Origin of the sequence: Granulicella rosea (assembly GCF_900188085.1) — a bacterium.
Taxonomy (GTDB): Bacteria; Acidobacteriota; Terriglobia; order Terriglobales; family Acidobacteriaceae; genus Edaphobacter; species Edaphobacter rosea.
Genome location: NZ_FZOU01000010.1, coordinates 64,364 through 77,707, shown reverse-complemented (window position 1 = coordinate 77,707; position 13,344 = coordinate 64,364). Strand labels below are relative to the sequence as shown.

Here is a 13,344-nt window from a genome sequence, read left to right as displayed (position 1 = left end):
GTAGAATGATCGCCAGAGGCAGCGAGGTAGATGGCGGCTTGGATCGATCCAGAATGGTTTGTGACGCCTCAGAAGGTGGATGAAGCGGTGCGCCGCATCATCGCCACGGGCCACCCTCTGCAGATCATCGCCTTTGGATCTCGCGCACGAGGCGACCATCGACCGGAGAGCGACCTGGATATAGCTGTGATCCTCGACGCTCCAGATAACGAGGTTCACCGGCTCGTGACCTATGCCGTATTTGAGGGGATTCAGATGCCGGTCGATATGATCGTCGTCTCGAAGCAAAAGTACGATCTGCATCGGCCCTGGCTCAACAGTGTCTTCAATTACATCGATCGGGAAGGAGTCGTTCTCTATGATCGGGAGCATCCAGAATCAGCACGCCCAGATGCTCTGCACGCTGGCCAGGGACGACGAGTCGACGCTACAGTATCCGCTGCCTGATCAGATTTACGGTTTCCATGCTCAACAGAGTTGCGAGAAGCTGATGAAGGCCTTGCTCACCGCTCATGGTGTGGCTTATCCCTTTACCCACATTCTCGCGGTATTGATAAAAGAACTCACTGTTCATAACGAACTGCTGCCGGTAACGTCGTTCGATCTCAAACGACTCGAGCCGTACGCCGTGCAGCTTCGTTATGACACGAGCAATCGACTCTCTCCGGATGAAAGAACTGCAATCCGTGACGCCGTCGTCCTCCTGCGCGAGCACATCGTCACCCGTATCCTCGCGCTCGAAAGTATCCCGTAATTACGCCCCGGCCCGGATCAGCGGCGCGACCTTCGTCCCCAGCAGCTCCACCGCCGTCATCATCTCGGCATGCGGCAGCGCGGAGACGCTCATCTGGAAGCTCACGCGCTCAATCCCGCCCAGCGCCTCGCTCATCCGCAGCACCTTCGCCGCGACGGTCTTCGCATCCCCCACCATCAGCGCGCCGGTCGGCCCCAGCAGCGCGTTGAACTGCCCACGCGTCACCGGCGGCCAGCCGCGTTCCTTGCCGATCTTCGTGAACTCCGCCGCGTAGCCCGGAAAGAAGTCGTCCGCCGCCTTCTGGTCCGTTTCGGCGACGTAGCCCAGCGCGTGCACGCCGACCTTCAGCTTCTCCGGCGCGACGCCCGCGCGCTTGCCCGCCTCGCGGTACAGGTCGATCAGCGGACGAAAGCGGTGCGGTTCCCCGCCGATGATCGCGACCATCAGCGGCAGCCCCAGCGCCCCGGCTCGCGCAAACGACTGTGGCGTGCCCCCCACGCCGAGCCAGATCGGCATCCGCGCCTGCGCGGGCCGCGGATACACGCCCTGTCCGGTCAACGCCGCACGGTGCTTGCCCTGCCAGTGGACGTGCGTGTTTTCGCGCAGCTCCAGCAGCAGGTCCAGCTTCTCGGCGAAGAGATCGTCGTAGTCCTCCAGCTTCAGCCCGAAGAGCGGAAAGCTCTCGATGAACGAGCCGCGTCCGGCGACGATCTCCGCGCGCCCATTCGAGATCAGGTCCAGCGTGGCGAACTCCTGAAAGACGCGCACCGGGTCCGCCGCGCTCAGCACCGTCACCGCGCTCGAAAGACGAATCCGCTTGGTGCGCGCGGCGGCGGCCGCGAGGATCACCGCCGGCGCCGAGTCCAGAAACTCGCTGCGATGGTGCTCGCCCAGCCCGAAGACATCGAGGCCCGTCCGGTCCGCGAGCGCAATCTCGTCCAGCAAATGCGCGATCCGGTCCACGCCGCTGGCGACCACCCCCGTGCCTGGCTCGGGCGAGTTGACGACGAAGCTGTCGATTCCGATTTCCATGTGCTGCCTCCAGCTGCCCCACTCAACAGATGCGCGTTGCAACATTTAGTTGCAACCCGGTCTTCCTCATGCTCTCACGACCCGCAAAACAAATCCGCTCGCGCTGTACTCTTGCGACGGGCATCCGGCGTCTTCATCCGGTGTACGCGCTTCGCAGCGCAAGGGCCATGCTTTTCAATGACATTTGAAAGAGGCACGACATGCGCCAAACCTTCCTCGCGGCATCTCTTTTCATCGGACTCATGCTCGGCTGCACCAGCGGAACCACCTCCAGCACCGGCACAACCACCGGCGGCGGAACCGGTGGCAGCACCAACTCCAGCGGCTGGACCGGCGGCGGCGACGGCATCTGGCGGCGCAACGCGGTCTACGCCGAGGCCGTCACCTTCGATCCCTGCAACGCGCACCAGCCCGGCTCGGGCGAGTATCACTACCACGACAACCCCATCTGCCTGCGCTACCAGCTCGGCGACAACGTGCAGAAGCTCGGCAGCTCCGACCTGAACCCGCAGTATGCGGAGGTCAGCGCCAACTTCACCCACTCTCCGATCCTCGGCTGGACCTGGGACGGCTACCCCGTCTACGGGCCGTACGGCTACTCGAACCCGGCGTCCGCGACCTCGGGCGTCCGCCGCATGGTCTCGAGCTACAGCCTGCGCAACATCACTGTCCGCCAGACCCTGCCCGCATGGGCCGCCGCCGCGCAGAACATGAGCACGACCCTCACCCCCGAGCAGTACGGCCCCGTCGTCTCCACCACCTACCCGCTCGGCCGCTACATCGAGGACTTCGACTACACCGCCGGCGCGGGCGATCTCGATCAGTACAACGGTCGCTTCACCGTCACGCCGGACTTCCCCAACGGCACCTACGCCTACTTCGTCACCATCGACTCGACCGGCGCGCCGGCCTTCCCCTATTACATCGCCTCGCAGTTCTATGGCACTGCCAGCGGCGGGGCCGTCAGCGCGGTTACCGAGACGACCACCACCTACTTCAACAACGGAACCATCGCCGTGGGTTCGAGCGCCAACCCGACCGTATACTCCTGGCTCACCAAGTACGCGGCCCAGTACGCCAAGGTCATCAGCGAATCGAATACCGCGGCCGGCGCGCAGACGACCTGGTCCGGCACGACCTCGCCGGTGCTGGCCGACATCCAGCAGATCCGCTACTCCAGCACATGGGCCTACATAAACACCTCTGGACTCGCCTCGCACACGATGGGTCCGTGGTATCTGGACGCAGCCAAGACGCAGGCCTTCCCCAACTATCCCTCGAACCAGAACGCGCTCTCCCGCATCCCCATCACGCCCTCGGTCGCAACCACCAAGACCGCAACCGGCGGCGGCGCGCAGGGCCGCTGGGTGAACGGCGTGGCCATGTTCAACAACCTCGACTTCCATAGCTGGTCCTACAGCGCGCAGGCAGACGAGTAGCAGGTATCGCGATACCGGGCCCCATACGCACCACAAATGCTCGTCATCATGAGCGGTTTGAACAGGTGAACGCGTCTCACCGCGCCAAGCGAAACTCCTTCCCCGCACGTACAATCGTTCCGACAACCCATATTCGAGGTGACGAATCGGTGCGAGGGACAATGAGGCTTCGGCTACTGGCGGTGTGCGTTCTGATCTTCGGTCTTCTTTGCCCCGCCGGACGCGCGCAGGGTAAGGGCGACTACCGCAACCCGGTGCTCTTCGCCGACTACTCCGATCCGGACGTGATCCGCGACGGCGACAACTACTATCTCGTCGCGTCCACCTTCGCCTTCGTGCCCGGCCTGCCGATCCTGCAGTCGAACGACCTCGTCCACTGGACGATCGTCGCGCATGTGCTGCCCAAGATTCACCTCGATCCGAAGTACGACATGACCGGCGGCGACCGGTATGGCCGCGGCGTATGGGCGCCGGCGCTGCGCAAGCACAATGGCCTCTTCTACATGTACTTCCCCACGCCTGACGAAGGCATCTTCGTCAGCACGGCGGCGAAGATCGCCGGGCCGTGGTCCGACCCGGTCGCCGTGATGGCCGGCTTCGGCCTCGAAGACCCGTGCCCGTTCTGGGACGACGATGGCAAGGCCTACCTCGTTCACTCGCGCCTGGGCGCCGGGCCGCTCATCCTGCATCGCATGGCGCCGGACGGCAAATCGGTGCTCGACGAGGGCAAGGAGATCGTCCGCGATCCGGTGCATCTGCGCACGCTCGAAGGACCGAAGATCTATAAGCGGCATGGGTATTACTACATCTTCGCGCCCTATGGAGGCGTCGGCACGGGCGCCCAGGCGGTGCTGCGGTCGAAGTCCATCGACGGGCCGTACGACTACCGCACCGTGCTCGCGAAGGGCAAGACCGACATCAACGGCCCGCACCAGGGCGGCTACATCGAGACGCAGACCGGCGAGGGCTGGTTCCTTCACTTTCAATCGCGCGGCCCGCACGGCCGCATCCTGCACCTGGAGCCGGTGCGCTGGGATGACGACTGGCCCGTCATGGGCGACGCCGCCCCGGGCGAGAAGACCGGCCAGCCCGTGGCCTACGCGCCCATCCCCAGGCATCCCGGCCCCTTGGTCGCGCAGGCCGACGGCCAGCATCCCCAGACCTCCGACGAGTTCACGGCGCACGAACTGGGCCAGCAGTGGGAGTGGAACCACAACCCGGACGACGCGCGCTGGTCGCTGACCGAGCGGCCCGGCTATCTGCGGCTGCATCCCACCGCCGCGACCAGCCTCTTCACCGCGCACAACACCCTGACCCAGATGATGCAGGACGAGTCTTTGCAATTTACAACCAGACTGGATGTCAGCGGCCTGAAGGACGGCGGCCGCACCGGGCTTGCGATGTTCGAGAAAGCGGCCAGCGGGCTGGAGGTCGTGCAGACCGGAGCCGTCCGGACGCTGAGCCTCTTCCACGACAAGGACCGGACCAGCGGCCCCACACTGACCGGCGCCATTCTGCAGCTTCGCGTACACATCTCGGTCGACAAAGCGAGCTACAGTTATAGCCTGGACGACGGCAAGAGCTTCCAGCCGCTCGGCGAGCCCATGCCGATCGCCTTCAGTTGGTGGAAGGGCTCGCGGCCCGCGCTCTTCGCCTGGACGACGGCTGCCGGCGGCGACGCGGGCCATGTGGACTTCGACTGGGCGCACTATCAAAAGGCCGACCAATAAGATGAGATCGTCGCGGCCCACCGTACTCGATGTCGCGCGCCTGGCCGGGGTTGGCGCCTCCACCGTCTCGCGCTGCCTGCGCGGCGGCCCGCATCTGCGGCCGGAGGTGCAGGAGCGCATTCTGCGTGCGATCGCCGAGCTGGGATATGAGCCGAACGAGGTCGCGCGCAGCCTGCGCGGCGGCCGCACCAACACCATCGGCGTCGTCTTTCCGCATATCGCGAACACGTTTTTCAGCCTCTGCATCCAGCAGATCGAGCAGGAGGCCACGCGCCGCGGCTGGACCGTGATGCTGCTCTCGCACCAGGAGTCGGTCGCACAGCAGTCGAAGCAACTGGCCGTCCTGCGGCGGTCGCGCGTGGACGGCGTCATCCTGACGCCCGCGCCCGGCAGCGACCCCGAACAGGTGCGCAAGGAGCTGCACGGCATGCCCGTCGTCGCGCTCGACCGGCCGCTATGGACCGGCGTCGACCACGTCATGCTGCGCAACCGCGAGGCCGCCGAGATGGCCACGCAGCACCTGCTCGGCCACGGCTACGGCGAGATCGCCTGCGCGACCGCGTCGCCCGAGATCTACTCCTTCGTCGAACGCATTGCGGGCTACCGCGCGGCGATGGCCCGCGCCGGGCTCGGCGATGAACTCATCCTCGCCGAGGACTATACCCGGCTGCGCGCGGCGGCGGGCGAGGCTCTGCGCAGACGCCCCACACTGCGCGCGATCATCTCGCTCAGCAACATGGCGACCTTCGCCGTCGTCCAGGCCATCCGCGACGTCAAGCATGAAGGTGAGCGCGAGGTCGCCATGATCGGCTTCGACGATGTCGACTTCGCGACGCTGGTCGAACCCGCGATCACGGTCGTACGCCAGCCGACCGAGGCCTTCGGACATGAAGCAGTGGCTCTGCTGGTGCAGCGGCTCACGGAAGAGGCGGCCACGCCTTTGCAACAACGCCTGCTCGCGGCGGAACTCGTCGTGCGCGCATCGTGCGGATGCGCTTATCGGGATTGAACAGCTTCTACACGGAACATCGACCTAACCGTTCCTTATCGATTTACACATGAGCAAAAGCCTCTGTCGTGAACCTCTTGTCTCTCATGTCTGTCTTGTATGTCTTGCTTCCTTATTAAGCAGTACCCGGAGCATCGACAATCTCTACGCGGAGAATCGAGGATTCGACCCGGAGCATCGTGCGAGCCGACGCGGAGCATCGTGGAATCTACATGGAACATCGTGAAAATCGTCCGTACGCTGTGGATGGCGAAGTTTCGCATCGGCGGGGCAAGCTGGATTCGATGTTCCAGGTAGAACGAATTGCCATCGGCGCACCAGCTATCCAAAACACTTGTCATTCCGACCCAAACCGCCTGTCATCCTGAGCGAAGCGAAGGATCTGCTTCTCGCTTTGGTTGTTGTTTGTTCGTGTTTGAGGCCATTCGTTCTTCATCTCAGAGGGCAAACGAAGGCTATTCGATGTTCCGCGTAGAAGCGAGCTGCGACAGAACTTTGGCCTTCGATGCTCCGCGTAGAGAATGAAAATCTCCAGCAAAGACGCTGCTTCCAAGCACTGGATTCGATGTTTCAGGTAGATTGCGGAGCGGAGAGGGCGTTGCTGGAGCGTGTATTCGATGTTCCGAGTAGAAATCCTTCCGTTCGGAACGATTCCCGAAGCCATTCGATGTTCCGGGTAGAACACGGACGAGGTAGGCAGGATGCGTCTTGAAAGCCACGCGGAACACCAGAGCATCCGATGTTCCGCGTAGAGAATTAGCTCAAGGCGCGCTTGCGCTGGGCGCCGTCGATCAGGAACTGCTCGCCGCGCGATGGTGGTCCGATGCGCAGGCCCTTGGTCTCCGCCGTGGCGTTCAGCGCGGGCCACGCGATGCGCAGCGCCTCGATCGCCTCCTGAAAGCGCGCCCGCATCCGGTAGGGGTTGGAGTCGTCCTGGCACATCTGCTCGCGCATCTGCGCCCATGGGATCAGGCTCTCTTCCCTCGCCGAAAAGCTGCGCCATTGCAGGAACATCATGTAGTCCTGAATCTGCGGACTTTCGCGCGTCACCTCCAACAGCTTGCGCAGCGTGGGTACGTGGAACTGCGAGAACTCGCGGAAGACGGCGTCGTCCAGCCGGAAGCCGGCCGGCTCGTCGAACGGGCTCTCTTCCCTTTCGTCGGGTCCGTCGGGCAGTAAACTGATCTGCTCCGGTGCGGGCTTCTTACGCAGACGTTTGGGCAGGGCGGCCGAACGCGCGATCGGCATGATGATCTGCTGCGTGTTGACGCTCTTGTCGTCGTCCCGCTGGACCACGATGGCGACCGAAGCGATGCGCCGAAAGGCCTCTTTCACCCGCTGGATGTTCTGGCCCGACGTGGACATGCCCATGTCGCGCAGGAACTGGCTGGCGCTCGAAAGCGGCACGAACGGGCTGCGCGTGACCAGCGCATGATGCGTCACCCAGTGCAGCAGCGTGCGGTCGGAGCCGAAGGGGATGTCGACGCCGTCGACCATGGCCTGAAACGTGACCGTCACGGTGCTTCCCTTGCCCGTGCGCGCCTTGCGGACGATCCGCCGGTCGGTGTTGCGCCGGTAGGGCAGGCCGCAGAAGACCATGATCTGCGCGATGAGCATCAGCTCCATCGTCGAGGCCTCGTACCGCGCCTCCTTCACCTCGACCATGCGCAGCGCGAGATTGCCGCGGCCGGCCGACTTTTCGATGCTGTAGTTCCTGAGAGCAGATGCGTTCTTCGTCACGGCACACCTCTTAGCGGGGGAAACGTCCTGTTGCTTTGGCCTCGGCGACATACTGGGTCAGGAGTTCGTCGAGCGTCGCGATCCACGTGGTCTTGCGCGCGAAGAGCAGCGCGCTGACCTCCTCATGCAGCTCCGCCCGCACAGCCACGCTCAGCGAGACCGAGGGCGTCTTCAGCACCTTGCGCAGACGCCTGCGGTCGACCTTTCCCGTGATCGGCGAAACCGCCTGCGGACCGCCGAATTGGCGCGGCTCGGAATGGACAGGAGCGACCGCAACCGGCTGCGGCATCATGCGCGGCGGCTCGGGTTGGTGGACCGTGGCCTGGACGCGTTCGAGCACTGGCTCCGGACGCGCCGGAATGGGCTCGGGGATATCGTCCTCGAACGGCTGATCGAAGCCGGCGCGTAGACTGGCCAGACCTTTGAATGCGCGATTGCCTGCCATGTGGACTCCTTCGTTCTATTCCTGCGGATGGGTTACGACGCGCGCAGGGCGCGGAGATTGCTGCGCGTGTTCAGAATGTTGTCGATCTCGACGCCGACATCCTCATAGTCCATCCAGCCCAGCGCGGCGCGGCGGTCGCCGGCGACCTGGTCGACCGTGCAGCCCTGCACGGACGCGCGCTTGAAGGCCTTCATGCTGCGGATGCTGTGTTGAAAGGTCGGAATCTGCAGGTCGGCGAGCAGACCGCGGTACTCCTCGCCATCGCGCTGCGGCGGGGGCGGCACGTTCACCAGCAGGACGCGGTAGTTGCTGGCGTCCATGGTCTTGAACTGCGCGAAGAGCATGCGCAGAGTCGCCACGGCCTGCGCGTCCGGCGGACAGGGCACGACAATCAGGTCGGAGCCGACGATCATGTCGTTCAGGTCGTCGCGCTCGGGCCGTCCCTTGGTGTCGATGATGATGGTGTCGTACTTGCCGGCCTCTTTCGCCAGACTGGCCTCGCCGATCACGGCGAAGGGCATGCCGGGACCGCGCGAGACCCACTCCCGCAGCGAGCGGTTGGGGTCGGCGTCGACCAGCAGCGTGGGCGCGAACTGCTGGTGATAGGCGGCGAGATGCAGCGCGGTGGTGGTCTTGCCCGCGCCGCCCTTCAGACTGGTGACGGTGATGATCTTTTTGGCCATAGCGAACCTGCACCATTATGGATGCAACCCATCCTGTGCATATCCGCAAGTTCACATATTTAAATGTGCGGGAACCTACAGTTGCACGGGTTCGGATATGCGGATGCCGCCGCTTCTGATAAAAGCGTTTGTTATGAACGAATTATATATATATTAGAACATTTGCAGATGGAAAGTTTTGAACGTTTGAGTATTTGCGAGTGCGAATATGCAAGCATTTAAATATGTAAATATTTAAATGGTTGCATATTCAATCCCAATATGCATCGAAAAAGGACGGCCTGTGGATCTTTCAGTACTCCGGGGATGGGGGGGGCGGTTTCGAACAGGCGAAGGGGCTAAGTCTGTAGGGAAGCGGTCTAAACCGGGAAAATCCCAGCAATGAAGGGCCATTCCGGTGGTCGGGGATAGCTGCGCGAAAGCGCACGAATGGAGCCGGTCTTAGTCTCGTACAAGAAAGATGTTGCGCGATGATCGGCGGGAGCTAGAATTGGGGTTTGCCAATCCAACCTATGTTGAAGGTACCTGTGATCCGCTCCGCCGTCGCTGTCGTCGTCCTGTTGATGTCCTTGTTGTCCCTTGCCGGGTGCGGCGGCGGAAGCACCACTACCGCTCCTGCCGCGACGGCGCAGATTGCGCTGAACGTCTCGACGCTGAGCTTTGGATCCGTGACGGTGGGGCAGACGAGCGCGTCGCAGACCGTCACGCTGAACAACACGGGCAGCGCGACGGCCACGCTGAGCGGCATCACCTTGAGCGATACAACGGACTTCGCGTTGATGAACGGTTGCGCGGCGACGCTCGCGCCCGCGGCGAGCTGCACGTTGACCCTGAGCTTCAAACCGCAGTCCGCAGCCAGCCTCTCGTCGACGCTGACGATTACAAGCAGCGCGGCAAACTCTCCGCAGACGATCGCCATGACAGGTACGGGAACGACCGCGCCGGTAGCCCAGGCGGTGCTTTCGCCGACTTCGCTGACCTTTGCCGCGACGCTGCCTGGCGCGACGGCTGCGGCGCAGGTCGTGACCCTAACCAATCCTGGCACGGCGGCCCTGACCATCTCCAGCGTCGCAATCGGTGTCGGGCCTCCGGGTGCGTTCGCTCAGACGAACAACTGCGGGACGACGCTGGCGGCGGGCGCGAGTTGTGCGATCGCAGTGACGTTTACGCCGACGACGGCGGGTACGGCCTATACGGCCACGCTGGTGGTGACCGACAGCGCCGCGAGCACGAACACGGTTGCTCTGTCGGGCTCAGGCTCGAGCGCGACGCCTGTCCCGCAGGCGGTGCTTTCGCCCGCGTCGCTCAGCTTCGCCTCCACCGCCGTGGGGAGCAGCGCTGCCGCTCAGAGCATTACGCTTTCGAATCCCGGAAATGCGACGTTGACGGGCATCGCGATCTCTATTGCTGGCAGCAGTTCGTTCAGCGAGACAACCACCTGTGGCGCGACGCTGGCTGCAGGCGGAAGCTGCAATATCGCGATAGGCTTTGCGCCTACCGCACCGACCACGCAGATAGCGACGCTCGTCGTCTCGGACAACGCGGCCGGCCTGACGCAGACGGCTTCGCTGAGCGGCACAGGCACGCCTGCTCCCGCGCCGGTGGCGACGCTTTCGGCCGCGAGCATCACCTTCGGCAACACGACGCTCAGCACGACCAGCGCGGCGCAGAGCGTTACGTTGACGAACTCCGGCAACGCCGCGCTCACCATCACGGGCATTACGCTGGGCGGAGCGAATCCAGCGGACTTTGCCGAGACGACCACCTGCGGGACGAGCCTTGCGGCGGGCGCAAGCTGCACGATCTCGGCGACCTTCTCGCCGGCGGCCGCCTCGACGTACACCGGGACGATCACGATTGCGGATAACGCGGCCGGCTCGCCCCAGACGATCGCGCTGACTGGTTCGGGCCTGGCGAAGAGCACCGGCGGCGCCACGTTATACGCATTTCCGGAGACGGACCTGAGCGTGACGCCACTCTACACGCTCATCAACAATGCGCAGAAGACGATTGACATGACGATGTACGAGCTGGTCGATACGACCTTCCAGGCGGACCTGGTCGCGGCATGCAACCGCGGCGTGAAGGTGCGGGTGATCCTCGACCAGAGCCTCGAAAAGTCGAGCAACACGCCGGCTTACACGCAGTTGAACGCGGTGACGAACTGCAGCGCGGCGTGGTCGAACCCGGCTTTCCAGGCGACGCACGAGAAGAGCTTCATCATCGATGGAACGACGCTGGCGATCATGTCGCTGAACCTGACGAGCCGCTACTACAACACGACGCGCGACTTTGCGTTCATCGAGAGCGATCCGGGCGACATTGCGGCGGTGCAGACGACCTTCAACACGGACTACGGTTCGACGACCGACTACAGCTACACGCCGCCGACGGGCACGGACCTGATCTGGAGCCCGACGACCGCGCAGTCGAGTCTGCTGGGCGTCATCAACGGCGCGACCAAGACGCTGCTGGTCGAGAACGAGGAGATGAGCGCGACGAACATCGTTTCAGCGCTGGAGGCGGCGTGCGCGCGCGGCGTGGTCGTGCATATCGCCATGACCGACACGGGCTCGTACCATGCGAACTTCAGCGCTTTGGAGGCCGCGGGCTGCGGCGTCCACACGTATCCCGATAACGCGACCGCGCTCTATATCCATGCGAAGGCGCTGGTCGCGGACTATGGGCTGTCGACGCAGAACGTGTACATGGGCTCGATCAACTTCTCGACGGCGTCGATGACGGAGAATCGCGAGCTGGGCTTGTACATCACCGATCCGGCGAGCGTGCAGGCGCTGTATACGGCGATGACGAGCGACTACGCGGGGGCTTCGCCGTACTGATCGACTGTACCGGCATGACGACTTTGGGACATCTCGAAGGCCTACGTCTCGATTCCAAGGCGTAGGCCTTCGCTTTAACTCAGCTGCGATTGAACGACCACCCAATAAGACCCCAACGACCACAACGTGACATACTCGAAGATCGCGTAGTCGCCTGGGTTCAACGTGAGTGAGCCGCCGGGGATCTTCTGATTCCCATCGGTTGTGAATGTTACGGTCATGGGATAACTATTTTCGATCTTTACCTTTTGTCCTGGCACGACGCCCACCGTCGTCGCGCCGGATGGCCCGGTGGTCGCCGCCGAGGTGGCTAGGGTGCAGATATAGTCGCCAGCGGCATCGGCAACCAGGGCGATGTGCGAGGCAAGCGCCGTATTCAATGTATTGAGGGTCGGCGCGGCTGCGAGCGGAGCGCTAGCGTATCCGGCGGCCGCGAAGTTCTGGAGCGTGACGAGCGGCGCATTGACCCAACCGGGATCGCTGTGTGGGGTCAGCCAGAGACAAGCGCTCTCGAGGCGAACATCGACCGGGTTCGTTGTGCTAAAGATGCCGCTCCAGGTTACCGGCGCATCGAGCGAGATTCCTGCAGCGGCGGCTTCCGCCGTCAACCCGGCCCTAATCCTCAATTGGATGTCGGCCATGGGCTGTTGGTAATCGCTGCTGCCCTCATATAAGGGAGTTACAAGATCGGGCGGGCCATAAATACCGATCTGGGCATTTGCAGTTTTATCGGCCGTCAAATCGAGATCGAGCTGGATATCCGATAAGAATCCATATTGGCCGCAATCAAACGCGACATTGGTATCGGTGAGCTTGACCTTTCCGCGCAGCCACGGTCCCGGATACCATGTGCCACAGTTATCGATTTCGATATCGAGATTGCACCACGGCAGGACGCCATCCGCCGGACGTGTCGGAAAGTTGTAAGCAGCGGAAATGCCCGAAGGGATGCCTCCCCAGAGGGTGCCAGCCTTCTCGCAGTCGTAGAACACGCCACCCAGAAAGCTGCCGCCGGATCCTCCCCAACCTTCCATCGCCTGATAACCATTGCCAAACCGGCAGCTCTTGCTGATATAGAAGCGCGACCCGCAGCCAGTGCCGTTCAAAACGTCGCCGTCCGTGGTGTGGGCATAAAAGTTGTCCATGAACAGAAAGGTGAATACCTGCTCTCCGCCGGTATACAGCAACTCTCCCTTGAAGCCCCAGATACCGCCGTTGACCAGAGACAGCCGGCCCACGGTGCTGTCCTGAATCCAGAATCCTTTATCGGTGACATCCCAGTCGCCCGTGCGCGAACGGTTGCCTTGGAGGGTGAGTCCGTCCATGACGAAGTACTCGATCGCCAGCGGCGCAACGGGAGCGGTGTCCTCGTTGCCGAGTAGAAAGATTCCGCCTCCACGCCAGACATCGCCATCGACCGTTTGCGGGGAGGTCTCGGGGTCGGCTCCGTCCAGCCCAAGCAGGTTCAGGACGGTACCCGCCTCGGAGATCAGCGACAACGTATTTTGAATCACAATCGGATGCCCATCTGTCGAAAATTTGCTGTCGACAGGAGAGGTGCGAACCGGACACCACAGCTCGTAATAAGGCTTGGAGAAGTACAAGCTTGTGTATCCGTATTGTTCGCAAAAATTGATGGCTGCCTGGATTGCCGGCTGATCGTTTTTGA

At 63.0% G+C, this 13,344-nt stretch carries 11 protein-coding genes; 6 read left to right on the top strand and 5 right to left on the bottom strand.

Annotation, left to right across the window (positions count from 1 at the left end; translation table 11 throughout):
• Window positions 1-30: 30 nt before the first annotated feature.
• Window positions 31-447, top strand: coding sequence for a nucleotidyltransferase domain-containing protein (locus tag CHB87_RS19485; protein ID WP_089410129.1), 417 nt, complete (start codon window positions 31-33; stop codon window positions 445-447).
• Complete coding sequence (locus tag CHB87_RS19480) at window positions 359-754, top strand: HEPN domain-containing protein (RefSeq protein ID WP_089410128.1); 396 nt, start codon at window positions 359-361, stop codon at window positions 752-754. The genes CHB87_RS19485 and CHB87_RS19480 overlap by 89 nt, the downstream gene beginning before the upstream one ends.
• On the opposite strand, the gene CHB87_RS19475 is transcribed toward CHB87_RS19480, so the two are convergent.
• Window positions 755-1,786: an LLM class flavin-dependent oxidoreductase gene (locus tag CHB87_RS19475; RefSeq protein WP_089410127.1), complete on the bottom strand. Its 1,032-nt coding sequence runs from the start codon at window positions 1,784-1,786 to the stop codon at window positions 755-757. It lies immediately after the preceding gene.
• A 200-nt stretch (window positions 1,787-1,986) separates the two neighbouring features.
• Between CHB87_RS19475 and CHB87_RS19470 the strand changes: the two genes are divergently transcribed.
• From CHB87_RS19470 to CHB87_RS19460, 3 genes are all read left to right on the top strand, one after another.
• Window positions 1,987-3,225, top strand: coding sequence for a YHYH protein (locus tag CHB87_RS19470; protein WP_089410126.1), 1,239 nt, complete (start codon window positions 1,987-1,989; stop codon window positions 3,223-3,225).
• Window positions 3,226-3,386: 161 nt separating this feature from the next.
• Window positions 3,387-4,955: a glycoside hydrolase family 43 protein gene (locus CHB87_RS19465; protein ID WP_089410125.1), complete on the top strand. Its 1,569-nt coding sequence runs from the start codon at window positions 3,387-3,389 to the stop codon at window positions 4,953-4,955.
• A gap of 1 nt (window position 4,956) precedes the next feature.
• Window positions 4,957-5,964 (top strand): LacI family DNA-binding transcriptional regulator, encoded by a 1,008-nt coding sequence (locus CHB87_RS19460; protein WP_176441875.1) that lies wholly within the window; start codon window positions 4,957-4,959, stop codon window positions 5,962-5,964.
• A 756-nt stretch (window positions 5,965-6,720) separates the two neighbouring features.
• On the opposite strand, the gene CHB87_RS19455 is transcribed toward CHB87_RS19460, so the two are convergent.
• The 3 genes from CHB87_RS19455 to CHB87_RS19445 are packed head-to-tail and all read right to left on the bottom strand — an operon-like array spanning window position 6,721 to window position 8,832.
• On the bottom strand, window positions 6,721-7,704 hold the full coding sequence (locus tag CHB87_RS19455; RefSeq protein ID WP_089410123.1) for a replication protein RepA: 984 nt from the start codon (window positions 7,702-7,704) through the stop codon (window positions 6,721-6,723).
• Window positions 7,705-7,714: 10 nt separating this feature from the next.
• Window positions 7,715-8,149 (bottom strand): hypothetical protein, encoded by a 435-nt coding sequence (locus CHB87_RS19450; protein WP_089410122.1) that lies wholly within the window; start codon window positions 8,147-8,149, stop codon window positions 7,715-7,717.
• 32 nt (window positions 8,150-8,181) lie between these two features.
• The gene (locus tag CHB87_RS19445) at window positions 8,182-8,832 is read right to left on the bottom strand and encodes a ParA family protein (protein WP_089410121.1); all 651 of its coding nucleotides are present in this window, start codon (window positions 8,830-8,832) and stop codon (window positions 8,182-8,184) included.
• 527 nt (window positions 8,833-9,359) lie between these two features.
• Here CHB87_RS19445 and CHB87_RS19440 point away from each other — a divergent pair.
• Complete coding sequence (locus CHB87_RS19440; RefSeq protein ID WP_176441874.1) at window positions 9,360-11,675, top strand: choice-of-anchor D domain-containing protein; 2,316 nt, start codon at window positions 9,360-9,362, stop codon at window positions 11,673-11,675.
• A gap of 74 nt (window positions 11,676-11,749) precedes the next feature.
• On the opposite strand, the gene CHB87_RS19435 is transcribed toward CHB87_RS19440, so the two are convergent.
• Window positions 11,750-13,279 carry a hypothetical protein gene (locus CHB87_RS19435; RefSeq protein WP_142988438.1) on the bottom strand — a complete coding sequence of 510 codons (1,530 nt, stop codon included), beginning with the start codon at window positions 13,277-13,279 and terminating at the stop codon, window positions 11,750-11,752.
• Between the last annotated feature and the right edge of the window lie 65 nt (window positions 13,280-13,344).